This window comes from Deinococcus sp. KSM4-11, assembly GCF_004801415.1.
Taxonomy (GTDB): domain Bacteria; phylum Deinococcota; class Deinococci; order Deinococcales; family Deinococcaceae; genus Deinococcus.
In genome coordinates, this window is the sequence record NZ_SSNX01000012.1 from 50,772 (window position 1) to 71,712 (window position 20,941).

Sequence of the window (20,941 nt, forward strand, 5' to 3'; positions counted from 1 at the left end):
CCGTTCCTGTTTCACGCTACCGCCGCCGGAAGGTGCGCCCGGTCGCCAGCCTGACGATCAGGGCGAGCCCCAGCCCCAGGAGCAGCACGCTGACCAGCATGCCGCTGACCAGGGCCAGCTGCGCGTTCAGGAGGCCCACGATGCCGAGCAAGACGATCCCCACGAAAGTCCGCGTCGCAAAGATTTCGCGGCGCATGGGCCGGACGAGCGAGACCGCCGCGCGCAGTTCCGGCGGCAGGCGTCGGTAGCGCCAGCCGTTCCGGACCATGATGCCCAGCGCCAGTACGGGAATGAGCAGAAGGCCGCCGTGCGGGATGAGGGCCAGTCGCCAGATCCAGCCGCCGCGTGCCAGTGGCCGGGGCAGGTGGGCATGGCAGAGCGCCGAGAAGTACGCGCGGGCCGCCGGGTCACCCGGAGCCAGGCGAACCGCGCTCAGGGCGGTGCGCAGCGCCGTGTGGGCCTCGCTCTGCCGCAATTGCGCCCACGCCAGCACGCCCAGGCCCGGCACGGACTCCGGTTCCAGCGCCAGCACCTGCCCGGCCAGCCGCTGCGCTTCCGGCGCGTTCCGGCGCTTCAGGGCCAGTTCCGCCAGCGTCACCAGGGCGTAGGTGTTCTGCGGTTCCAGTTCCAATGCCCGGCGCAGCAGCGTCTCAGCCTCGGCGGTGCCCCCGGTCTGGAGCAGCAACTGGGCCAGCGTGATCGGATACCCCGCCCGGAACGGATCCAGCCGGATGGCCCCGCGCAGGACGTCCTGCGCCTGCCGTGCCCGCCGACGCGCTGCGCCCCAGCGGGGATTGTTGCCCAGCACATGGGTATTCCACAGGGCCAGGGCATACAAGAACTGCCCCCGGCTGCTGTGCGGCTCCAGCTGCACGGCCCGCTCGGCGGCCTGGAGGGCCTGCGGGTACGCGGCTGCATCGTGGTGCGCCTCGCTCAGCGCCGTCCACAGCTGCGCGTTCTCGGGATCGGCCGCCAGCAGCGGGGCCAGCAGCCGCAGCGCCTCCGCCGGACGGCCCACCTCCAGGGCGGCGCGCACCCTCGACATGTTCACGTCCGTCTCCAGGGCGGTCATCCGAAGCCCACTCTAGGGGACGGGGCGAACGGGCGCCGGTGCCTCTCAGCCCAGCTGGACGAAAGCGCCCGCGTCTGAACCTACAGCCAGCCCTTTTCCCGCGCGGTGCGGGCGGCCTCCACGCGGTTCTCCGCGCCGAGTTTCCCGATGGCCTCCGAGAGGTAATTGCGCACGGTGCCCTCCGACAATCCCAGCGTAACGGCAATCGCGGCGGTGCTCGCTCCACCCTCGGCCGCGCGCAGCACCTGCCGCTCCCGATCCGTCAGGGGATCGCTCGCGCCCCAGGCCTCGGCGGCGAGGTGCGGGTCGATGGCGCGGCCTCCCGCGTGCACGCGGCGGATGGCGTCCGCGAGTTCGCTGGCCGGGGCATCCTTGAGCAGGTAGCCGCGCGCCCCGACGTCCAGCGCGCGGCGCAGGTAGCCGCCCCGGCCGAAGGTCGTGACGATCACCACCCGCGTGTCCGGCATCAGCTGGGCCACGCGGGCGGCGAGGTCGAGGCCGCTCAGGCGCGGCATCTCGATGTCCGTGACGAGCACGTCGGGCCTGAGCGCCTGCACCTTCTCCCACGCCGCCTCACCGTCCGGCGCGCCGCCCACAACCTCCAGGTCATCTTCCAGCGACAGCAGCGCCGACAGGGCGCCCAGCACCAGCGCCTGATCCTCGGCCAGCAGGACGCGGATCACACGGGCCTCGATCCTCGGCACTCCGTTCCCCTCACGCGGTCACCAGGGCTGTGCCCGCTGCGCCGCTGTCCTCGCCGGGCAGCGTGGCGCTCAGCGTGGTGCCGCGCGTGCCGTCGCGCTCCAGGGTGCCGCCGAGGGCCCGCAGGCGTTCGCGCATCCCGGTCAGGCCGCTGCCCTCGCTGCCCGTGCCGCCCACGCCGTCGTCGCGGATCACGAGCCGCCAGCCGCGCCCGTGCGGCGTCAGGCTGACCTGCACCTCGTGGGCATGGGCGTGCCGGACGACGTTCGTGATCGCCTCGCGCAGCAGCATGGCAGCGGCCTGCTCGGTGGCGGGCGGTAGCGGCGGCAGGACATGGGTGACCGTGAGGTTCACGCCGGCCGTGTCCAGCGCGACCTTCGCGCGGGCGAGTTCGGCATTCAGGCCGCTGCCCCGGTAGCCGCTGACGGCGGCGCGCACCTCCGAGAGCGCCTCGCGCGAGATGCGCTCGACCTCGCGGATCTCGGCGGCGGCGCGAACCGGGTCGCGTTCCGCGAGTTTGCCCGCCAGTTCGCTTTTCAGCACGATCACGCTGAGGGTATGGCCCAGCAGGTCGTGCAGGTCGCGGGCGATGCGTTCGCGTTCCGCGTCGGCGGCGAGGCGTTCCTTCTCGGCCTGCACCTGCACGAGCCGGGCGTCGGCGATGTTGCGCCGGAACGAGGCGTGGTTGGCGTACGCGGCGACCAGCGTGAACACCATGTTCGGCGCGAGCCACGCCAGATCGTCCAGGCCGTAGCGCCCCTGCCAGAAGGGCGCCACCATGATCGCCACGTTCAGGAAGGCCAGCCACAGCGCCGCTCCCACCCGCGCCTGGAACCCGATGATGCTGCCGCCGTAGATCAGGAAGGCCGTAGCCGTGCCCCCGATCACGGGCGCCAGCACAACGTACGCTAGCAGGGCGTAGACCCAGCCCGCCACGGCCCAGCGCGTGGCGTGACCGGGCGTCCGGACGAAAAACACCCGCGCGTACACGGCCACGAAGCCCGCCATGACGCTCCAGAACAGCGCCCAGTGCGCCAGGGGGCGCGGGTGGTCGAAGAACCCGATCACTGGATAGGCCAGGAACACCAGCCACAGCAGCGGGAACCATGCCCACACGGTTCTGCGCTGCGCTCCCCTCATGTCCACCAGGGTACCCTCCCCGCATGTGTCAGCGGGGAGGTCGGTGTGGCGGGCGCGGGTCACTGCTCGCGGGCCTCGTCCTTACGAAAACCCCACGCGGCCAGCGCGCCGAACACGAGCGTGAAGGCGGCCAGCGCCAGCCAGTGCGTGGCCTCGCCGGACGTCTGACCGACGACCGTGCCACGCGCGACCGCGCCCAGGTGGTACGCGGGCAGGTACGGCGCGAGCTTCTGCACGAAGGCCGGCATCTGATCCAGCGGCGTGAACAGGCCCGACGCGAAGGACATCAGCACGCTCACGAGGTTCGCGGTGATCTGCGCGCCGGTCGGCGTGACCAGGAAGCCGATGCACAGGCCCAACGCGATCAGCGGAATGATGCCCAGCAGCAGCTTGCCCAGCAGCAGCAGCGCCAGGCCCACCGGAATGGTCACGCCGCCGGTGAAGTGCGCGAAGGTGTACAGCACGGCCAGGCTCAGGGCGCTGAAGCACAGCGCGGCCAGCAGCTTCCCGGCGAAGTACAGCGCCGTGGGCATGGGCGACGCGCGCAGCAGCCGCAGCCACCCGCCCGTGCGTTCCAGCGCCACGGCCGACCCGAACGAGAACATCGACAGCGAGAGCAGCGAGTACGCGCCGAAGTTCACCAGGATCAGCGGCCCGACCTTGAACCCCTGATCCGTCGTCTCGTTCACGGCGCTCAGGCCGAACAGCGAGAAGAAGATGACCGGAAAGCCGATGGTGCCCACCGCGAACATCGGGTTGCGCAGCATGCGCCGCAGCTCCGCCAGGGCCAGGGTGCCCAGCGCCGGCAGCAGCGGCGCGCGGCGGGCGGAGGGGGCGGGCGTGGGCAGGCTGACGGTCTGGGCAGGCTGGACAGTGCGGGAGGTCATGCGGTCACTTCCTTGGTGGCAGAGGAGCTGGTCTGGGCAGGAGGCGTGGCGGTCAAGTTCAGGAAGGCGTCCTCCAGGCTGGCGCGGCTGACCTCCAGTTCCGTGAAGGGCGTGCCCTGGCGGATCAGGGCGGTCAGCAGCGCCTCGGGCGTGCGGGTGCGCAGATCCGCGTGCCCGTGGGCATCCACCTCGGCCGAGTCCACCCCCGGCAGGCGGTGCAGCTCGGCCAGCACGAGGTCGCTCGTGAAGCGCACTCGCGCGCCGCCCGCCTGGGAACGCAGCTGTTCCGGCGTGCCGTCGGCCAGCACCGCGCCCGCGTTCATCACGATCACGCGGTCGGCGGCGCGCTCGGCTTCCTCCAGGTAGTGCGTGGTGAGCAGGATCGTGCGGCCCGCGTCCTTCAGTTCCGTCACGGCCACCCAGAACGCCTGCCGGCTCTGCGCGTCCATGCCGGTCGTCGGCTCGTCGATCAGCAGCACCTCCGGGTTGCCCACCACGGCCAGCGCGAAGGCCAGCCGCCGCTTCTGCCCGCCGGACAGCGCGCCCGCCCGCCGCCCGGCCACGCTCCCCAGGTCGGCGAGCGCCAGGGCCTGGGACGCGGCCAGCGGGGCGGGGTAGAAGCGCGCGAACAGTTCCACGGCCTCGCTCACCTTCAGCGCGGGCGGCAGGGCACTCTCCTGCGGCATGGAACCGATGCGGCGGCGCACGTCGTCCTGCCGTGGGTTGCCGCCCAGCACACGCACCTGCCCGGCCGTGGGTGCGCCCAGGCCCAGCATCAGCGAGATCGCCGTGGTCTTCCCGGCGCCGTTCGGCCCGAGCAGCGCCGTCAGTTCCCCGGCGCGGATGTCCAGGTTCAGGCCGCGCAGGGCCGTGACCTTCCCGAAGGTCTTGTCCACGTTCCGCAGCTCGATCGCGTTCGTCATGCCCACAGGGTGCGCTCCGGCCCGCCGCGTTCCCAGTGCCGCGTGTCAGGCGCCCGGGGTGACAGTTGTCACGCCCACCATGGGAAGCCGGTTCCGCCCGGCGTCAGGAACGCGGAGGAACCGGTGAGGTGTGGGCTTGCGGTGACGGAGTCGATGACGTAACCGCGCGGGCGCGGGCCTACTTGCTGATGTCCACCTGAAAGTCCTGCGTGTACTCCGTGACGTTGCGGGCGCTGTCGAACACCTGCACGGTCACCGTGTGCTTGCCATTGTCCTGGGCCCCGAAGAATTTCGCGTAGGAGTTGTACGCCGTGTTGTCGTTCACGAAGGGCTTCCCGTCGATGTTCAGCACGACCCGCGCCACGTTCACGTCGTCACGGGTGGACAGCTGGAAGAACACGTTCCCCGCTTCCCGCAGCGTCTGCGGGAACATCATCATGCTGACCTTCGGGGCCTGCGTGTCCGTCGTGGTCGTGGCCGCGCCCTGCACCGTCTGGCCCGAGACGGTCTGGGCGGGGGCCTGCATGCTGCCACAGCTGGTGGCGAACAGGGCGATCAGGGCGGAGATGACGAGTGCTTTCATGGTGGACTCCAGGGAACAGGTCACGGCCCGGCTCACGCCCTGGACTCAAGGCGGAACGGTCGGTGAAGTGGGAACGACGGAGCACGCCGCGCCGGTCGTCAGGAACGCCGGGGGTGCTGGGAACGGCCGTGAAGCCGCTCTCCGGATCGGTGCTGGGTGGCCGCAGGGGACGCTGACCGCAGGGGTCAGGTCAGGGGCGCGGGCTCACTGCACGCGGGTTCGGCGCGCGGCACTCAGGTGAGCGGCGCAGCCTGGTTGTGGATCTGGGGGCAGGGCGACAGCATGGGCGTGTCGAAGCATCTGGGAACTCCTCTTGCAGCGTGAGCCGCAGAGTATAGGGCCGAACCTTCACCGGAAGGCAAAAGTAAGGCTGTCGAAAAGCCGGTCGCACCACTAGCTCCACGTGTCCCAGGTGCCCGCATACAGGATCACGCTTCATCGCTTCTTCCCGCCTGGTGGTTCTCCAGCGAGGCTTTGATCTTGCCGCAAGCCCTCTTACAAGCCTCGCACTGCCCAGACTGGCCCGACTTCATGATCGGACATGGTGGTTTGTTAAAGTCGGCTGCCGACCACACGGGCCGGTCATGACCATCGGTATTTCCCGCACCCAGCGCGGGCGGATGACCGGACAGGCATGCCGTTCCAGAGGGGCCAGACCCAGGACGATCCGGGGTCGGAGCCGGGCATCATGAAGACGGTGCCGGCGGGTGGGGCCCAGCGTCTGACAGAATGTGCTGTCCATGACAACGTTTACACCATGCCCCCGTGCGCCGTGAGGTCGTGTGGCCTGGGGTACGGTCGGCCATCGTCTCGTGCGGCGCCCTAGCTTCCGCGTGGGCCGCCGGGCGCAGGACTCGGTACAGTGGGCAGCATTGGCCGCGCCCCGACCGGGCCGCGCGGCGCACGGGAGGAAAGAGCCATGAAGTACGTTTCCACGCGCGGCGCGCAGTCCCTGGGCCGCTTCTCGGATGTCCTGCTTTCGGGCCTCGCCCCGGACGGCGGCCTCGCCATGCCCGAGTTCATCCCCACCTTCGGGCCGCAGGAACTCGAGGCCCTGCGCGGCCTGCCGTACCCGGAACTGGCCTTCGCGGTCATGCGGCCCTTCATCGACGACGTACCCGAGCACGACCTGCGCAGGATCCTGCATGTCACGTACGCGCCGGACGTCTTTCACAGCAAGGACATCACGCCGCTGACCCCGCTCGGAACCTCGGGCCTGTACCTGCTGGAACTCAGCAACGGACCGTCCCTGGCATTCAAGGACATCGCCATGCAGTTCCTGGGCCACATGTTCGAGTACGTGCTCGAAGCCCGTGACGAGCGCCTGAACATCCTCGGCGCGACCAGCGGCGACACCGGCAGCGCCGCCGAGTACGCCATGCTCGGCAAGGGCCGCGTGAACGTGTTCATGCTCTCCCCGCACGGCCGCATGAGCGCCTTCCAGCAGGCACAGATGTTCAGCCTGACCGAACCCAACATCTTCAACATCGCCCTGGAAGGCGTGTTCGACGACTGCCAGGATCTCGTGAAGGCCGTGAACGCCGACGCGGACTTCAAGGCCCGCTTCGAGATCGGAGCCGTGAACTCCATCAACTGGGCGCGGGTGCTGGCGCAGGCCGTGTATTACTTCAAGGCCTACTTCGCCCTGAACCTGCCCGCCGGTACAGAAGTGGACTTCAGCGTGCCCTCGGGGAACTTCGGGAACGTGTTCGCCGGCTTCCTCGCCCGGAGCATGGGCCTTCCCATCGGGCAGCTGCTGGTCGCCAGCAACGAGAACGACGTCCTGTACGAATTCTTCTCCACGGGCGTGTACCACGTCCGGCCCGCCGCGCAGGTCGCCGCCACATCCAGCCCCAGCATGGACATCGGCAAGGCCAGCAACTTCGAACGCTACCTGTACGCCATCACCGGCAACGACGCCCCGCAGACGCACGGCTGGTGGCAGGAGGTTGGCCAGGGCCGCCCGGTCGACCTGCGCGGCACGCCCCATTGGGACGCCGTGAAAGCCAGCGGCCTGCGCGGCGGACGCAGCACCCACACCGACCGCCTGGGCACCATCCGCAGCATCGACGAGCGCTTCGCCCGCCTGATCGACCCGCACACAGCCGATGGCGTCCTGGTGGGTGAACGCCACCAGCGCCCCGGCGTTCCGATGGTCTGCCTGGAAACCGCGCTGCCCGCCAAGTTCGAGGAGACCGTGCAGGAGGCCGTTGGGCGCACGCCGGAACGGCCCGAGCGTTTCGCTGGCATCGAGCACGCCAGGAAGGTCTTCGAGGTGCTGCCGAACGACGTGAACCGGCTCAAGGCGTACATCGCGCAGCACCTACAGGCCGCCCAGCGGAGCTGACCGCTGCTGCTTGGCAGGCTGCTGGCCGTGGAGGCCATGTGAGGCCTGAACCGGCGCTTCCCGGCGCTGTTCCGGGTCACTTTACGGCGTAGTGCAGGGTGGCGCTGTCGTCCAGCCCGATCGTATGCGTGCCGCTGGTGGTGGTGTTGGTGATGACCAGGACGTTCCAGACGCGCGTGTAGGGAAGGTTCACGGTGTGGGCGGCGGCGCCGCAGGTCAGCTGGCCGGACACCGTGTCGTCCTGGGTGACATACACCGGGTACCGCAGCATGGATCCGCTCACGGTGGCGGTGTATTCGCGCAGCGGCGTGCCGCCCTGCGCCGACGTGAACCCGGCCGAGTCGAGGTACGCGGCCTGGGCGGTCGGGGCCGTTTCTGTCAGGGTCGAGGCGCACCCGGCGCTCAGGCCGGCGAGGCCCGCTTTGGGCGAGGAGGTGGTCTTCGACTCGATGCCGGTGGCGCTCGTGGGCAGCGCGAGGGTGGCGGTGCCGGCGCTGCTCACGCTGGCTGTGGCGATGGCCGTGATGGGCGTGGTGGAGGTGGAGGCGAAGATGGCGAAGGTGCCGGCTCCGGAAGTCCACGGCTGATCCCCCCGGCTGCCGGCGTTCAGGGTGACGCTCAGCGACTTGGCGGGCGTGGCGGTGGCCTGCGGCGTGCCTCCCCGCCCACAGGCACAGAGGACGGCGCAGAGGGTGAGCGTGGCGAACGGCAGCAGTCTGGTCACGGCTGCAGCGTAGTGCGTGTGGCCGGGGAGCGGGAGCCGCCCTGTATGACACGCCCCGTGCCGGGCGAAGCCGCCTGGGCCGCTGCCTGAAGATCACGAACAGTGTGTGCCCTGGCCCTGCTCTGGGCGCGGCGCGGGCCTAGACTCCGCGCATGTCTGAAACGACCGACGTCTTCATCGATTTCCTGTGCCCCTACGCCTGGCGCGGCGTGGAACTCGCCGCCGTGCTGCGCGAACAGGGCGAATCCTTCCGCCTGCGGCACTATTCGCTGGTCGAGGGCAACCACGCCGCCAACCAGAAGGAACACACTTGGAACCTTACGGATCAGCCGCTGGACGCCCCGGACGGGGACGGGTACATGAAGCACCAGACGCCCAGCCTGCGCGCGTTCCTGGCGGCGACCGCCGCCGCCCGGCAGGGCGAGGAGGCCCTGTGGGCCTTCAGTCTGGCCCTGTTCCGCCTGCGCCACGAGCAGCAGCGAGAGCTGGACGACGCTGCGATGTCAGACGCCGCCGCCCAGGCAGGACTCGATGCCGCCCGTTTCGAGCAGGATCGGCAGGACGAGGCCGGGCTGCGCGCCGACCTGCGGGCCGAGCAGGAGGCGTCGCGCGAGATCGGCGTGTTCGGTACGCCCACGTACGTCCTGCCGGGCGGTGAGGCCGCGTACTACCGCTTCGAGAACCTGACCCGCGACCCCGCCACCGCCCGCGAGTGGTGGAACCTGTACACCACGGTGCTGCGCAGCGATCCGGGCGTGGCGACCATCAAGCGCGCGAGGAACCGCCCGGCCCAGCGCATGTGACCGCCCCGCCCGCCGCCGTGCAGCGGGCCTTCGGTCTCCGGGGCACCCCGGAACCCCTGTCTGGGGGCAGGGGCACATCCTGGCGGATCGGTCCGGCCGTGCTGAAACCGGCGGATCAGTCTCCAGCGGAACGGGCATGGCACGCGGCCGTCCTGGGGCCAGTCGTGGAGGGTCACGTCCGGGTCGCGCGGCCGCTGAGCACGGCCGACGGCCAGCTGATCGTGGACGGCTGGATGGCCACGGCGTTCGTGTCCGGTCAGCACCAGCCCGGCCGCTGGCTGGACATCGTGCAGGCGGGCGAGCATCTTCATCGTCAGCTCGCTGCGGTGCCCCGGCCTGCCTTCCTCGCCGCGCGCCGGGATCCCTGGGCCGTGGCCGACCGGGTGGCGTGGGGAGACCAGCCCGCCACGCCCTTCCTGGCGGCGCGCCATGTGCGGCGCCTGCTCTCGTGCTGCCGGCCCGTGGACGCGGCATTACAGGTCATTCACGCGGATCTGACGGGCAACGTCCTGTTCGCCGCCCTGGAGCGGCCGGCCATCATCGACTTCTCGCCGTACTGGCGTCCTGCTCCCTACGCCTCCGCCATCGTCGTGGTGGACGCCGTCGTATGGGAGGGAGCCGATCCCGCCGTGTTCCGTACGCTCACCGCTCAGCCGGGCTTCGCGCAGCTGCTGCTGCGGGCGCTGCGGTTCCGCATGGTCACGGACGCCATGCAGCGGGGCGTTGAGGTCGTGCCCCCGGAACGCGATCCCTACCAGCGGCTGGTGGATCTCACGTGTGACTGGGCGTCCTCGTAGGGTAGACCGTGACCGTCCGGTCTGCCCGGGGCGGCGGATTCGTCCTGGCGGCGCGGCGTCACTCGTGGTCGGGGTTCAGGCCTAGGCGCCGCGCGACCTCGCCCGTGGGCCGCTCGAGTCCGCTGCGAACGTCCATGTACCCGCGGTACGCGTCGTCGAAGCTGTAGACCAGTTCGGTCATCACGCCGTGTTCCCCCACGTCCAGGCCCTGAATCCGGAAGCCGGCGCGCAACTTGGGCACGATCACGGCGCTGTTGGTGAGGTGATGCTGACTCCGGATCAGGTCGTACCGCTGTTCTCTCAGGAACGACAGGATGACCGGCAGCAGGCGCGTGTACAGGCCCTGCCCCCGGTGCGCGGGCAGGAAACCGGTGTTCGACATGTACGCCGTGCGGCGGTCACGCTGCCGCGAGGCGTGCCAGCCGACGACCTGACCTCCGTGTGCGACCAGCCACGTGTACGCGGGAGCCTCCGGGAGGGGGTACGGGGCCGGACGCTTCCAGTCGAACGACACCGTGTCGTAGACGGCACTTTCCAGTTGCGCGTAGACTATGCGGTAGGTGGCCTCTGGAACGCGGTGCAGGGTGTATCCACCGCCCAGGTCCACGCCCGATTCGGCGTCCATCGGCAGGGGCATGGATGGAGGGGCTGCGGTAGTCGTGGCGGGTCTGGCCCGCACGCCCAGTCGCCGCGCCGTCTCGCCGTGCGCCTGTCGAAAGCCGCTGCGGACGTGCATGGCGTCACGGTAGGTGGCGTCTAGCGATAGGGTCAGGGCCACGTTCAGGCCGCCCTCGTAGGCGTTCAGGCCCTGGAGCAGAAAGCCCGCGCGCAGCTTGGGAATGATCACGCGGTTGTTCGTGGCACGGTGGTGGCTGGTGACCAGCGTGTATCCGGCCGCCTGGAACGCGTCCAGCACCTGCGGCAGCAGTCGGGTGTACAGGCCTCGGCCTTGGTGCTGCGGCAGGATGCCCGTGTCGGCCATGGAGACCGTGCGCTCGTCGGTCTGGTGCGAGAACTGCCAGCCGACCAGCTCGGCGCCGTGGTACACCCCCCAGCGGAAGGTCTCACCCGGTGGCGGCGGGGCCTTGGCAGGCGGCCCGAAGTCGTACCGCCACGTGCCGCCGAAGATCTGCCGGTTCAGCCGGGCGCAGGCGTCCCGGTAGGTCTCCGGGCGGATCGGGCGGAGCGTGTAGCCGCCGCCCAGGTCGGTTACTCCCCGTTCCAGATCGGTCCCGCCGGCTGCTGCTGCGTGATGCAGTGGAAACTCCCGCCCCCCCCGATGATCTCGCGGCTGCTCAGGCCGATCACTGTCCGGCCCGGAAACAGCGGTGTCAGGATCTCCAGTGCGGAGGCGTCGTTCGGGTCGCCGTACTGCGGCACCACCACGAAGCCGTTGCCGATGTAGAAGTTCGCGTAGGTGGGCGGAAGTCGTCCTTCCGCACCCTCCAGGTACTCGGCCGGCAGCGGCAGTTCGACGATTCGGAAGGGCTGGCCGTGGGCGTCCGTCATGCGGCGCAGGGTCAGCAGATTCCGGGCCATGACCTCGTGGTTCGGGTCGTCCTCGTCGGGTTCCACGCTGGTCACGAGGGTCGTCTCGTCGGTGAAGCGCGTGATGGTGTCGATGTGGCCGTCGGTGTGGTCGTTTTCCAGGCCGCCGTCCAGCCACAGCAGGTTCTCCACTCCCAGCGTGTCCATGAGCAGGGCCGCGTACCCGTCCTCGGTCAGGCCCGGGTTGCGCGTGGCGGCCAGGAAGCACGACCGAGTGGTGAGGCCCACACCCGCGCCGTTCACCTCCAGCCCGCCGCCCTCGAGCACGAAGGGCAGCGCCCAGCGGTGCGCGCCCAGCTGCCCGGCCACGTACTCGGGCACGCGGTCGTCGTTCAGATAATTGAACTTGCCGCCCCAGGCGTTGAACCGCCAGTCGGTCAGCGCCACCGCGCCGTCCGGGCGGCGCACGAAGATCGGGCCGTTGTCGCGCACCCACACGTCGTCCAGCGGCACCCGGTGAAAGGTGACGTCCACGCCCGCGAGCCGCGTGCGGGCGTCCGCGTCGCTCTCATCGTCCCGCACCAGCAGGTGCACGGGTTCATAGCCCGCGATGGTGCGGATCAGCACCGCGAACTCGGCCCGGACGCCCTCCAGGTGCCCGAACCACAACTCGTCCCCCTGCGGCCAGCTCATCCAGGTGGCGGCGTGCTCGGCCCACTCGGGCGGCATGGCGAAGCCCAGCTCACGCGGGGTGGGATCGTGGGAAGCGGCGTCGGTCATGCCGGGTATTAGACCAGACGCCGGTCAGGTCGGGCGGTCGGTGAGCGTGACCCGCAGGGGCGCACGTTTGCCTATCTCGACCTCGGTGGCCCGGGTGATGCCCACGCCCGCCCACGCGGCGCTCCCAGCAGGAAGCTGGACGTGCAGCAGCCGGACGCGGTGACCGGCCGAGACCAGCAGCGTCGCCTTCAGTTCCCCGGCGCGGATGCAGCGGGCGTTGATCGGGCAGCGGCTGTCCTGCACGCGGATCAGCGTGACGGTCTGCTGGCCCAGCTGGCCTGTCTGGCCGGGCGTCAGGGTCAGCGTGGCGGCCGGAGCCCAGGAGGCGAGGCCCAGAACTAGCACGGACAGGAAGCGCTTCATGCAGGCAGTGTGCGGGTCGCGGCTGAACGCAGCCTGACGGGGGCGGTCTAGCCGATCAGTGGAGCGTCCTCGCTGCCGGCCAGCGCGTGGAAGTGCGCGGCCTTCTCGCGCAGGTTCATGGCGGCGTAGCACTCGGCCAGTTTGGCGGCGAAGAACTGTGTGGCGCGGATGTCCTCGCGCTGCTCCGCACTTTCCAGGCACTCGCGGTAGTGCAGCACCGCCAGGTGGTATTGAGCGGCCTGAGCGGCATGCTCGGCCCGGCAGTGGCTCATGCGGAGGGACACGATGTCCCGCTGGGCGCTGCTGACGGCCTTCATAGACGGCAGTGTAAGCGGTCGGCGGCGCAGGTGAATGAAAGATGAAGCAGCATTGCCAACGTCATACACGCACTTTTTCGGCCAGCAGCGGAATGCGCGGGCGCAATTACTGCACCGCCGTTCCCCCGGGCAGGGCGTGGCGCCGGCTCACATCACGCGGGCACGCACGCTCAGGCCGGGCAGGCTCACGCCCTCCAGTCTGACCTTCAGTTCGGCGCCCAGCGGCGCGGACGTGCTCAGCGGCAGGTCGAGGGCGAGTTCCGGGATCAGCAGCGTCGCCTGCGGCCCCCGCCGGTCCACGACGATGGCCGTCCATTCGCGTTCCGGCTGCGCAGCCACGTAGCGCAGCGTGTGGTGGCGGCGGCTCTGGCGCTCGGCCTGCCGCGTCCCGTCGGCGTTCAGCGCCGCCTGCGCGATATGCGACGCCATCACCCGGCCCGGCATCGGGTCTGCGCCCGCCAGGAAGGCCCGCAGTTGCTGGTGCACGACCAGATCCAGGTAGCGGCGCATGGGACTGGTCACCTGCGCGTACAGGTCGAGGCCCATGCCGTGGTGTGGCCCCGGCGCGGGCTGAAAGCGCGTCCGGGCCAGGGTGCGGCGCCGGGCCCACTGCGCACTGAGGCTGTCGCCACGCACCTCACGGGTCGGATGATCCTGTGTGGCGAAGGGCACGGGAATGCCGTTGTCGTCCGCGAAGATCGCCGCGCCCCAGCCAGCCAGCGTCATGCACTCCTGCACCACGAACCGCATCTCAGGCTTGGGCATGGGCAGAATCGTCACACCGTGCTCGTCGGCCTTCAGGCGCACTTCCGGCAGGTCGATGGTCAGCGCGCCTTCGGCCTCGCGCAGCGCCCGGCTGGCCCGCGCGAGGCGCTGCAGGGCCACGAAGGGCGGGGCGCCCGCGTCCAGTTGCGCCTGCGCCTGCGTGTAGCTCAGGCGCGTGACCCGCACGGTCGTGAGCTGCACGTCCACGGCGTCCGCGTTGCCGTCCGCGTCCAGATCCAGCGACACCGACAGCGCCGGCGAGGTGGGGTGCAGGCCCAGCCCGGCCTGCTCGACCAGCGCGTCTGGAAGCATGCCGGTAGTGGAATCCGGCAGGTACAGGGTCGCGCCGCGTGAGCGGGCTGCCTCGTCCAGGACGCTGTCCGGGGGTACCAGGGCGGCCACATCGGCCACGTGCACCCACAGGCGGGTCAGGCCGCCGGGAAGCGTCTCGATGGCCACGGCGTCATCGGGGTCGCGGTTGCCCTCGTCGTCGATTGCCCAGGCGTCCAGGTGGGTCAGGTCGAGGCGCGTCTCGTCGGGGAAGGGCGGAATCGGCAGGTCGAGGGGCACGGTGGTGGCGTGCAGGCGGTCCGCGTAGGGCGTGCGGGCCTCAGTCCACAGGCCGGTGCGGAGCAGCAGGGCGTGCGCGGCTTCGGGCGTCTCGCTCTGTCCCAGGTCGCGCATGGTGCGGCTCTTGTCCTGTTTGCCGCGCGCCAGCAGCTCGATTTCGGTGCGCTGGGCGGGCGTGAGGTTGGGCAGTGGGGCAGTCATCTCGGCCCAGGATAGTGGTTGGCTCCTAGACTCATGGAATGTGAAGTCTGCCTTGCTACTCCTCCTGAAGGATATGCCCATGCTCTGGGGAGAACCGGCGTCTGGGTGCGGAACTCAGGGCTTCCTGAGGCCCGTGATGATAAACTCAACTTGACAATCTGGTAGATTCATGTTTCTATTTACCCAGGAGGCGAGCATGAGTGACAGCAACCAACCCGAGGAATTCCGTGCCCAGGTCGAACGTCTGGTGGCCGAAGGCAAACTCACCCCCGAGGAAGCCCAGGGCCTCCTTGAAGGATTAGATGGTGGCCGCAGCGACCAGGGCGGCGAACGCAGCGCCCTGCAATACCGCGAGATCCCCGATGGCACGGACGTCAGCGACGTGCCCCCGGACCTGATCTTGGACGTGAGCGGCTACACCCTGCAGGTCGTGACCGACAGCCACCTGAGCCAGCCGCAGCTGCATGCCAACGAGGACGGCCGCCTGGTGCTGGAGGCCACGCCGCAGGGCTGGCGCGTGGCCCGGCAGCGCGGACAGCAGCACGTCGGCTGGAATGGCGTCAAGGCCATCCTGAGCGTGCCCTTCGCGCCCCGCCACGTGAAGGCCGAGGTGAACGGCGGCAACCTGACCCTCCCGGATCTGGGCGGCGAGATGATCGCCGACGTGAACGGCGGCAACGTCCGCATGGGCCGCGCCGCCAGCCTGAAAGCCGACGTGAACGGCGGGAACCTGAATGCCGCCGAGATGGGCGGCCCCACCAACCTGAACGTGAACGGCGGCAACCTCTCCCTGAGCGGCGCGCACGCCCTGAACGCCAGCGTGAACGGCGGGAACCTCAAATGGGCTGGGGTGCTCAATGGCGGCGACCACCGCGTGGAAGTCAATGCCGGGAACGCCACCCTGCATCTCATGGACGGCTCCTCCCTGCGCGTGGAGGCCGACGTGACCGTCGGGGCCTTCAAGGCCGACTTCCCCACCCAGAAGACCGGCTCGTTCATCACCACCCGCCACACCGGCCAGCTCGGGGGCGGCGAGGCCAGCCTCAGCTGCAAGGTCGCGGCCGGCCAGATCAAGCTCGTCAGCGCGTAATCCACGCTGTCCGGTACTCCGTCCTCACACCGCCCTGGAGGCTCCATGATGAACGCCACTCCCTACAAGAAGGCCGGCCCATCCATCACCGGCGGGCGCGTGCTGCGCCGGATGCCGGACGCCCGATTGCGCCCCGTTCCCGCTCCATCCCCCGCGCCTGCCCGCTCCCTGTGGCAACGCCTGTGGGCCGCCCTCTGGCCCATGCCCACGCTGGAACAGCTGTACGCCCGGCAGCAGCGTCACGCCGAACCGCAGCACCACCGGCCGGTCATGACCCTGGGTGGCCACCTGGCCCTGCCCTCTTCGGCCACCCGCTCCACTCCCCGCGTGCAGGCGGATCTGTCGTGACCGGCCCCCGCGTGCAAAGGACACCCGCATGAAAGAGAAAGTCAAACGCATCCTCGACCTGGTGCGCGCCGGGAAGCTCAGCCTGGAAGACGCCGCGCCCCTGCTCGCCGCCCTGAATGCCCGGCTCGCGCTGACCGACAGCGACCGCGAACTCGTCGCCTCCCTGCTCGCCCGCGAGGAACTGGATACCGGGCAGGTCGCCGAGCACCTGCTGCTGCTGCGCGGCCTGAAAGACAGTGCTCCCGGCCCCACGCCACCCCGCCCGCCCCAGCCGCCCCGGCGGCCCCAGGTGATCGTCGGCGGGCGGCGCGTGGGCGGCCTGGAAGACCTGGGTGAACGGATCGCCTCGCGGCTCGATCACGTGGCCGCGCAGTTCGCCTCTCAGGCGGAACGCTGGGGAGAGGAGTTCGGCGAGAAGGCCGGACGCTGGGGGGAAGACGTGGATGTCAGAGTGAGCCGGCTGGCCGATGAATTCGAACGCGCCGTAGAACGCACCGTGCACGGCGTCCCGGTGGACTCCCCACGCTCCGGCGGTTCCGGCCGCATCCTGCGGATTCAGGTGGAATCCCAGCATGGCGACGAGTTCAACGCGAACATTCCCCTGAGCCTCGCCACGCACCTGGACAAGCTGATCCCCCCGCACGGTGTGGCCGCCCTGGAAAGCGCCGGCTTCAGCCTGGACACCCTGCGCCTGCTGATCGAGGCCGAGCCGCCCCCCGGCTCCCTGATCGACGCCGAGGATCAGCACGGCAACGAAGTGCACATCTCGATCAAATGAGGCCGAGATTCGAGCGCACAGGGCACGGGGCCACACGGTTGAAGTCTGTGTGCCCCGTGCCCTGTGCCCTGTGGGTACAGTGACCCGTATGCGCCCCCTGCCCCTGCCCTTCCCGGACGAGACCGACTCACCGCTGGTGACGGAACTGCGGTTCCCGACCAGCGGCGTGACCGTGCGCGGCGTGTTCGAACTGAACGAGTTCGCGGTGCTCACCCCGGACAACCTGGAATTCCTGCGCCTGTACATCCGCGTGCGTGGCAACCTCAAGGAGGTCGAGCGGGTGCTGGGTGTCAGTTACCCCACGGTGCGCGCCCGTTTCGACACGCTGCTGCGCGCCATCGGCTACGAACCCGAACTGGCCGACCCACACGCCGAGGTGCTGAGCAGCCTGGAACGCGGCGAGATCACGCCGGAGGAAGCGGCCCGCAAACTGCGGCGCTAGCTCCAGTTCAGAAGACCTTGCTTCCAAGCTTCGCCTCGGTCGCCGGAGTCAGGAAGGTGGCCTCGCCGCTCGGCGCGCCGGGATACTGCACCCCCAGCACCAATACCTCTGAGGTTTCAGCACCGATCTGGCGCGGCGCGAAGTTCAGGACGCCCACCACCTGCCGGCCGATCAGGTCGCCGGCCGCGTGCCCGGTAAAGCGGCCCACGCTGACCCGGGTTCCGAACTTCCCGAAGTCGATGGTCAGCCGGTACGACGCTTTCGGGGCGTCCGGTGCGGGCTGTGCGTCCACGATCCGGCCCAGGCGCACGTCGAGGCGGCCCAGGGTGTCCTCGAAACTCACGGTGTCCTTCAGTTCGGTCGCCACGGTTCAGGGTGGCACACCTCAGATCAAGGTGCCCAGGTCGTCCCAGACCATCCGGATCTCGGTGAGTGGCCCGTCGGTCTTCGAACCGGCCTCCCGTGCGCCCTGCCGGGCATACCACGCTCGCGTGGGATTGACGTCCAGCACCCACAGGGCCAGATTCCGCGCCCCGCCGTTCCACGCCGCCTGCGCGGCGGCCTGCAGCAGCGCCCGGCCGGTGCCGTATCCGTGAACCTCCCGCAGGGTGTACAGCGCCCCGAGTTCGGCGTCGTAGCCCGGATGGTCGCGGGGCGGCCCGACGGCTGCGAAGCCCACCACCCCGCGGGCCGTCGTGGCCACCACGACCCCGCCCCGGTCGCCAGACAGCCGGTCGAGCCACATTGCCGTGCGCCGCGTCCGCATGTCGTCATCGGTCATGCGGGCCAGGAAGTCCTCCGGCATCAGACCGGTGTAGGTTTCGCGCCATCCCATGACGTGCACGTGGGCAATACCCGGGGCGTCGTCCGGTGTGGCGGGGCGAATCAGGGTGGGCATGCCGGCAGCAGGGAAAAGGGGGCCCGGCGTTCAGTTCCCTTCGTCGATATAGCGCCGCAGGGCGTCCATGCGTACCACGATGGGCGTGCGGGCGCGGACGATCGCGCCGTCGCTCTTGAGCTTGCCGAGCGAGTGGCTGACCGTCTCGCGGGTCGCGCCGACCATCCGGGCGATGTCTTCCTGGTTCAGCTTGAGGTTCAGTTCGACGCCCTGGCTGTGGGGCCGGCCGAACTCGCGCGCCAGACGGTAGAGCAGGCTCGCCACGCGCTCTGGAGCGGAGTACGCGTTCACGGTGGCCGTCCAGGCCTGCGCCTCGAAGAACCGAGCAGCCATCAGGCGGATCAGTTTCATGGCGAGGTCCGGCTTGGTGTTCAGGAGTTTCTGGAGTTCGTTGCGCGGCAGCACGATCAGCACCGTGCGTTCCAGCGCCTCGGCCTGGGTGGGGCGGCGTTCCTCGGGTTGCAGCAGCAGTTCCCCGAAGGTGTCGTGCTGCCCGATGACGCCCAGGATGGCTTCCTTGCCGTTCGGGAAGAGTTTGCTGATCTTCACGAGACCGCTGCGCACGAAATACAGCGCGTCGGCGGGATCGTCCATGCGGTAGATGACCTCGCCGGGCTGGAAGGAACGGTAGGGCGTCGTCGCGGCCACGCGTTCCAGTTCGGCCAGTTCCAGGTCGGCAAACAATTCTGTTCGCTTCAGATGCCAGACCAGGCTCGGATAGTTCATGATCCGTTACAGGATACCCGAAAAGGTAAGCGAAAACGCAGATTATGCCGGGCGAGTCGGAACGCATAGCTGATTGCCTGGTCAGCCGTCATGAGAGAAATGAAGTCCGCGTGATCGGGCGTCCGGCACACGGCGGGTGGCCGGTGGGACGGGCGCGTGACTTTTGCCCCCAAAAGTTTTATACTCGGTTCAAATTGCGGTGCCGGGAAGCCACCTCCAGGGTGGAGTGTTCCCATCCGAGGAGGAGCGAAACCCATGCCCACGTACAAGGCCCCCCTGCGCGACATGAAATTTGTCATGACCGAACTGCTCGGTGCGGAGCAGCAGCTCCAGCAGATGCCCTATTACACCGGCAACGAGACCGCCGACGGCGACCTGATCGACCAGGTGCTGGGCGAGGCCGCCCGCTTCGTGGAGGGCGAACTCGTGGCCCTGAACCGCGTGGGCGATCAGGAAGGCTGCGTCCGCGACGAGCACGGCGAGGTCACCACCCCCACCGGCTTCAAGGCCGCCTACAGGAAGTACCGTGACGCCGGCTGGACGGCCCTGGACGCCGACCCCGCATACGGCGGACAGGGCATGCCGCACCTCGTCAGCAACGCCCTGGTCGAGATGCTGAACTCCGCGAACGTCGCCTGGGGCATGTACCCCGGCCTGAGCCACGGCGCGTACACCGCCCTGCACGCCGTCGGCAGCGACGAACTCAAGGATCTGTACCTGCCCAAACTGGTGAGCGGCGAGTGGACCGGCACCATGTGCCTGACCGAGCCGCACGCCGGCACCGACCTCGGCATCATCCGCACGAAGGCGACCGACAACGGCGACGGCAGCTACGCCATCACCGGCACCAAGATCTTCATCTCGGCCGGCGAGCACGACCTGACCGACAACATCCTGCACCTCGTCCTGGCACGCCTGGAGGGCAGCCCCCAGGGCACCAAGGGCATCTCGCTGTTCCTGGTGCCCAAGTACCTGCCGACTCCTGACGGCCGGCCCGGCGAGCGCAACGGCGTCGTGTGCGGCAGCCTGGAACACAAGATGGGCATCCACGGCAACGCCACCGCCGTACTGAACTTCGATGGCGCCAAGGGCTGGCTGGTCGGCGAGATCAACAAGGGCATGAACCACATGTTCATCATGATGAACGCCGCCCGCCTGGGCACCGGCCTGCAGGGCCTCGGCCTGGGTGAGGTCGCGTACCAGAACGCCCTGAGCTACGCCAAAGACCGCCTTCAGATGCGCCACGAACCGCGCGTGAATCCCGGCGAGGCGGCCGACCCGATCCTCGTGCACCCCGACGTGCGCCGCATGCTCCTGACCGGCAAGGCCTACACCGAAGCCGGGCGCGCCATGGCCATGTGGCTGGCCCTGAGCATCGACACCGAGCACCACCACCCGGACGAGGCCAGGCGGGCGGAAGCGGCCGATCTGGTCGCGCTGCTGACCCCCATCGCCAAGGCCTTCATGACCGACAACGGGTTCAACATCACGGTGCAGAGCCAGCAGGTGTACGGCGGGCACGGCTTCATCCAGGAATGGGGCATGGAGCAGTTCGTCCGGGACGCCCGCATCGGCCAGATCTACGAGGGCACCAACGGCATCCAGGCCCTCGACCTGCTGGGCCGCAAGGTGCTGATGGACGGCGGCAAGAAACTCCAGAAGCTCGCCGCCACGCTTCAGGACTTCGTCGACGAGCACGAGAGCGACGAGCACATCGGCGACTACGTGGGGCAGCTCGGCAAAGCCGCGCAGCAGCTCGGCAGCCTGACCATGGTCATCGGCCAGAAGGCCATGCAGGAGGGCGGCGCCGACGAGGTCAACGCCGCCGCCGTGGACTACCTGCGCTTCTTCGGGCACGTCGTGTACGGCTACCTGTGGGCGCGCATGGCGAAGATCGCGCAGGACAACATCGACGCGGGCAAGGATAAGGACGGCTTCTACCTGGCTAAGGTGCAGACCGCGCGGTTCTACTTCGCCAAGTTATTCCCCGAGACCAAGTCGCTGGCCGCCACCATCAAGGCCGGGAACGAGACCCTGGCCGTGGATGACAGAGCGGTGTTCGGCTGGGAACACGCCCTCGTGAACGCCTGACCCGGAGTGTGAAGGTCGCGCCCCTGCCCGTCATGGGTGGGGGCGTGTTCATGTGGTAGCGCTGACGGGGCCCTGTCCGCCACGTCGGGTGGCCGCAGGCGGGGGC

The 20,941-nt window shown here is 69.4% G+C and carries 23 protein-coding genes and 1 riboswitch; of the genes, 8 read left to right on the forward strand and 15 right to left on the reverse strand.

From position 1 onward, the window contains the following. Window positions 1-16: 16 nt before the first annotated feature. From E7T09_RS21495 to E7T09_RS21520, 6 genes are all read right to left on the reverse strand, one after another. The gene (locus tag E7T09_RS21495; protein WP_136391263.1) at window positions 17-1,072 is read right to left on the reverse strand and encodes a lipopolysaccharide assembly protein LapB; all 1,056 of its coding nucleotides are present in this window, start codon (window positions 1,070-1,072) and stop codon (window positions 17-19) included. 80 nt (window positions 1,073-1,152) lie between these two features. Then, window positions 1,153-1,755: a DNA-binding response regulator gene (locus E7T09_RS21500; RefSeq protein ID WP_136391312.1), complete on the reverse strand. Its 603-nt coding sequence runs from the start codon at window positions 1,753-1,755 to the stop codon at window positions 1,153-1,155. A gap of 31 nt (window positions 1,756-1,786) precedes the next feature. Continuing rightward, entirely contained in the window at window positions 1,787-2,914 is a 1,128-nt protein-coding gene (locus E7T09_RS21505) for a sensor histidine kinase (protein WP_136391264.1), read from the reverse strand. Window positions 2,915-2,973: 59 nt separating this feature from the next. Beyond that, on the reverse strand, window positions 2,974-3,801 hold the full coding sequence (locus E7T09_RS21510; RefSeq protein ID WP_136391265.1) for an ABC transporter permease: 828 nt from the start codon (window positions 3,799-3,801) through the stop codon (window positions 2,974-2,976). After that, the gene (locus tag E7T09_RS21515) at window positions 3,798-4,724 is read right to left on the reverse strand and encodes an ABC transporter ATP-binding protein (protein ID WP_136391266.1); all 927 of its coding nucleotides are present in this window, start codon (window positions 4,722-4,724) and stop codon (window positions 3,798-3,800) included. The genes E7T09_RS21510 and E7T09_RS21515 overlap by 4 nt, the downstream gene beginning before the upstream one ends. Before the next feature lie 178 nt (window positions 4,725-4,902). Beyond that, window positions 4,903-5,307, reverse strand: a complete 405-nt coding sequence (locus E7T09_RS21520) for an Ig-like domain-containing protein (protein ID WP_136391267.1) — start codon at window positions 5,305-5,307, stop codon at window positions 4,903-4,905. A 370-nt stretch (window positions 5,308-5,677) separates the two neighbouring features. Next, window positions 5,678-5,762, reverse strand: a riboswitch (cyclic di-GMP riboswitch). Between the two features lie 464 nt (window positions 5,763-6,226). Here E7T09_RS21520 and thrC point away from each other — a divergent pair. Beyond that, window positions 6,227-7,654 (forward strand): threonine synthase, encoded by a 1,428-nt coding sequence (gene thrC / locus E7T09_RS21525; RefSeq protein ID WP_136391268.1) that lies wholly within the window; start codon window positions 6,227-6,229, stop codon window positions 7,652-7,654. Window positions 7,655-7,730: 76 nt separating this feature from the next. Here the strand turns inward: thrC and E7T09_RS21530 are convergent, their stop codons facing one another. Continuing rightward, entirely contained in the window at window positions 7,731-8,378 is a 648-nt protein-coding gene (locus E7T09_RS21530; RefSeq protein WP_136391269.1) for a hypothetical protein, read from the reverse strand. Window positions 8,379-8,530: 152 nt separating this feature from the next. Between E7T09_RS21530 and E7T09_RS21535 the strand changes: the two genes are divergently transcribed. Together E7T09_RS21535 and E7T09_RS21540 are read left to right on the forward strand one after the other, a co-directional pair. Then, window positions 8,531-9,181 (forward strand): DsbA family protein, encoded by a 651-nt coding sequence (locus E7T09_RS21535; RefSeq protein ID WP_136391270.1) that lies wholly within the window; start codon window positions 8,531-8,533, stop codon window positions 9,179-9,181. Then, window positions 9,178-9,978 carry an aminoglycoside phosphotransferase gene (locus E7T09_RS21540; RefSeq protein ID WP_136391271.1) on the forward strand — a complete coding sequence of 267 codons (801 nt, stop codon included), beginning with the start codon at window positions 9,178-9,180 and terminating at the stop codon, window positions 9,976-9,978. Before E7T09_RS21535 ends, E7T09_RS21540 begins: the two co-directional genes overlap by 4 nt. Window positions 9,979-10,036: 58 nt before the next feature. On the opposite strand, the gene E7T09_RS21545 is transcribed toward E7T09_RS21540, so the two are convergent. From E7T09_RS21545 to E7T09_RS21565, 5 genes are all read right to left on the reverse strand, one after another. Further along, window positions 10,037-11,026 carry a GNAT family N-acetyltransferase gene (locus E7T09_RS21545; protein ID WP_240741933.1) on the reverse strand — a complete coding sequence of 330 codons (990 nt, stop codon included), beginning with the start codon at window positions 11,024-11,026 and terminating at the stop codon, window positions 10,037-10,039. A gap of 161 nt (window positions 11,027-11,187) precedes the next feature. Next, window positions 11,188-12,246 carry an agmatine/peptidylarginine deiminase gene (locus tag E7T09_RS21550; protein ID WP_240741934.1) on the reverse strand — a complete coding sequence of 353 codons (1,059 nt, stop codon included), beginning with the start codon at window positions 12,244-12,246 and terminating at the stop codon, window positions 11,188-11,190. Between the two features lie 24 nt (window positions 12,247-12,270). Beyond that, a complete protein-coding gene (locus E7T09_RS21555; RefSeq protein ID WP_136391272.1) occupies window positions 12,271-12,609 on the reverse strand; it encodes a hypothetical protein in 339 nt (112 codons plus the stop codon). Between the two features lie 47 nt (window positions 12,610-12,656). Continuing rightward, window positions 12,657-12,926: a hypothetical protein gene (locus tag E7T09_RS21560; RefSeq protein WP_136391273.1), complete on the reverse strand. Its 270-nt coding sequence runs from the start codon at window positions 12,924-12,926 to the stop codon at window positions 12,657-12,659. 147 nt (window positions 12,927-13,073) lie between these two features. Next, a complete protein-coding gene (locus E7T09_RS21565; protein ID WP_136391274.1) occupies window positions 13,074-14,462 on the reverse strand; it encodes an RNB domain-containing ribonuclease in 1,389 nt (462 codons plus the stop codon). A gap of 196 nt (window positions 14,463-14,658) precedes the next feature. Here E7T09_RS21565 and E7T09_RS21570 point away from each other — a divergent pair, with 196 nt between their 5' ends. From E7T09_RS21570 to E7T09_RS21585, 4 genes are all read left to right on the forward strand, one after another. Next, complete coding sequence (locus tag E7T09_RS21570) at window positions 14,659-15,552, forward strand: hypothetical protein (protein ID WP_136391275.1); 894 nt, start codon at window positions 14,659-14,661, stop codon at window positions 15,550-15,552. A gap of 45 nt (window positions 15,553-15,597) precedes the next feature. Next, a complete protein-coding gene (locus E7T09_RS21575) occupies window positions 15,598-15,900 on the forward strand; it encodes a hypothetical protein (protein WP_136391276.1) in 303 nt (100 codons plus the stop codon). A gap of 28 nt (window positions 15,901-15,928) precedes the next feature. Continuing rightward, window positions 15,929-16,678, forward strand: coding sequence for a hypothetical protein (locus E7T09_RS21580; RefSeq protein WP_136391277.1), 750 nt, complete (start codon window positions 15,929-15,931; stop codon window positions 16,676-16,678). An 88-nt stretch (window positions 16,679-16,766) separates the two neighbouring features. Next, complete coding sequence (locus E7T09_RS21585; RefSeq protein ID WP_136391278.1) at window positions 16,767-17,120, forward strand: DUF2089 domain-containing protein; 354 nt, start codon at window positions 16,767-16,769, stop codon at window positions 17,118-17,120. A gap of 7 nt (window positions 17,121-17,127) precedes the next feature. Here E7T09_RS21585 and E7T09_RS21590 read toward each other — a convergent pair whose 3' ends face one another. Genes E7T09_RS21590 through E7T09_RS21600 form a run of 3 tightly spaced genes read right to left on the reverse strand, consistent with a single transcriptional unit; the run spans window position 17,128 to window position 18,744 of the window. Next, window positions 17,128-17,487, reverse strand: a complete 360-nt coding sequence (locus E7T09_RS21590) for a tRNA-binding protein (protein WP_136391279.1) — start codon at window positions 17,485-17,487, stop codon at window positions 17,128-17,130. A gap of 18 nt (window positions 17,488-17,505) precedes the next feature. Then, on the reverse strand, window positions 17,506-18,018 hold the full coding sequence (locus tag E7T09_RS21595; RefSeq protein WP_136391280.1) for a GNAT family N-acetyltransferase: 513 nt from the start codon (window positions 18,016-18,018) through the stop codon (window positions 17,506-17,508). A gap of 30 nt (window positions 18,019-18,048) precedes the next feature. Beyond that, window positions 18,049-18,744: a Crp/Fnr family transcriptional regulator gene (locus E7T09_RS21600; protein WP_136391281.1), complete on the reverse strand. Its 696-nt coding sequence runs from the start codon at window positions 18,742-18,744 to the stop codon at window positions 18,049-18,051. 255 nt (window positions 18,745-18,999) lie between these two features. On the opposite strand from E7T09_RS21600, the gene E7T09_RS21605 reads away from it, so the two are divergent. Continuing rightward, on the forward strand, window positions 19,000-20,835 hold the full coding sequence (locus tag E7T09_RS21605; protein WP_136391282.1) for an acyl-CoA dehydrogenase C-terminal domain-containing protein: 1,836 nt from the start codon (window positions 19,000-19,002) through the stop codon (window positions 20,833-20,835). The last annotated feature ends 106 nt before the right edge of the window (window positions 20,836-20,941 follow it).

Bases quoted from the DNA above. Each gene is read 5' to 3' on its own strand.
- E7T09_RS21495 (WP_136391263.1), bottom strand. From the start codon at position 1,072: ATGACCGCCCTGGAGACGGACGTGAACATGTCGAGGGTGCGCGCCGCC.
- E7T09_RS21505 (WP_136391264.1), bottom strand. From the start codon at position 2,914: ATGAGGGGAGCGCAGCGCAGAACCGTGTGGGCATGGTTCCCGCTGCTG.
- E7T09_RS21510 (WP_136391265.1), bottom strand. From the start codon at position 3,801: ATGACCTCCCGCACTGTCCAGCCTGCCCAGACCGTCAGCCTGCCCACG.
- E7T09_RS21515 (WP_136391266.1), bottom strand. From the start codon at position 4,724: ATGACGAACGCGATCGAGCTGCGGAACGTGGACAAGACCTTCGGGAAG.
- E7T09_RS21520 (WP_136391267.1), bottom strand. From the start codon at position 5,307: ATGAAAGCACTCGTCATCTCCGCCCTGATCGCCCTGTTCGCCACCAGC.
- thrC (WP_136391268.1), top strand. From the start codon at position 6,227: ATGAAGTACGTTTCCACGCGCGGCGCGCAGTCCCTGGGCCGCTTCTCG.
- E7T09_RS21535 (WP_136391270.1), top strand. From the start codon at position 8,531: ATGTCTGAAACGACCGACGTCTTCATCGATTTCCTGTGCCCCTACGCC.
- E7T09_RS21550 (WP_240741934.1), bottom strand. From the start codon at position 12,246: ATGACCGACGCCGCTTCCCACGATCCCACCCCGCGTGAGCTGGGCTTC.
- E7T09_RS21555 (WP_136391272.1), bottom strand. From the start codon at position 12,609: ATGAAGCGCTTCCTGTCCGTGCTAGTTCTGGGCCTCGCCTCCTGGGCT.
- E7T09_RS21560 (WP_136391273.1), bottom strand. From the start codon at position 12,926: ATGAAGGCCGTCAGCAGCGCCCAGCGGGACATCGTGTCCCTCCGCATG.
- E7T09_RS21565 (WP_136391274.1), bottom strand. From the start codon at position 14,462: ATGACTGCCCCACTGCCCAACCTCACGCCCGCCCAGCGCACCGAAATC.
- E7T09_RS21570 (WP_136391275.1), top strand. From the start codon at position 14,659: ATGAGTGACAGCAACCAACCCGAGGAATTCCGTGCCCAGGTCGAACGT.
- E7T09_RS21575 (WP_136391276.1), top strand. From the start codon at position 15,598: ATGATGAACGCCACTCCCTACAAGAAGGCCGGCCCATCCATCACCGGC.
- E7T09_RS21580 (WP_136391277.1), top strand. From the start codon at position 15,929: ATGAAAGAGAAAGTCAAACGCATCCTCGACCTGGTGCGCGCCGGGAAG.
- E7T09_RS21585 (WP_136391278.1), top strand. From the start codon at position 16,767: ATGCGCCCCCTGCCCCTGCCCTTCCCGGACGAGACCGACTCACCGCTG.
- E7T09_RS21595 (WP_136391280.1), bottom strand. From the start codon at position 18,018: ATGCCCACCCTGATTCGCCCCGCCACACCGGACGACGCCCCGGGTATT.
- E7T09_RS21600 (WP_136391281.1), bottom strand. From the start codon at position 18,744: ATGAACTATCCGAGCCTGGTCTGGCATCTGAAGCGAACAGAATTGTTT.
- E7T09_RS21605 (WP_136391282.1), top strand. From the start codon at position 19,000: ATGCCCACGTACAAGGCCCCCCTGCGCGACATGAAATTTGTCATGACC.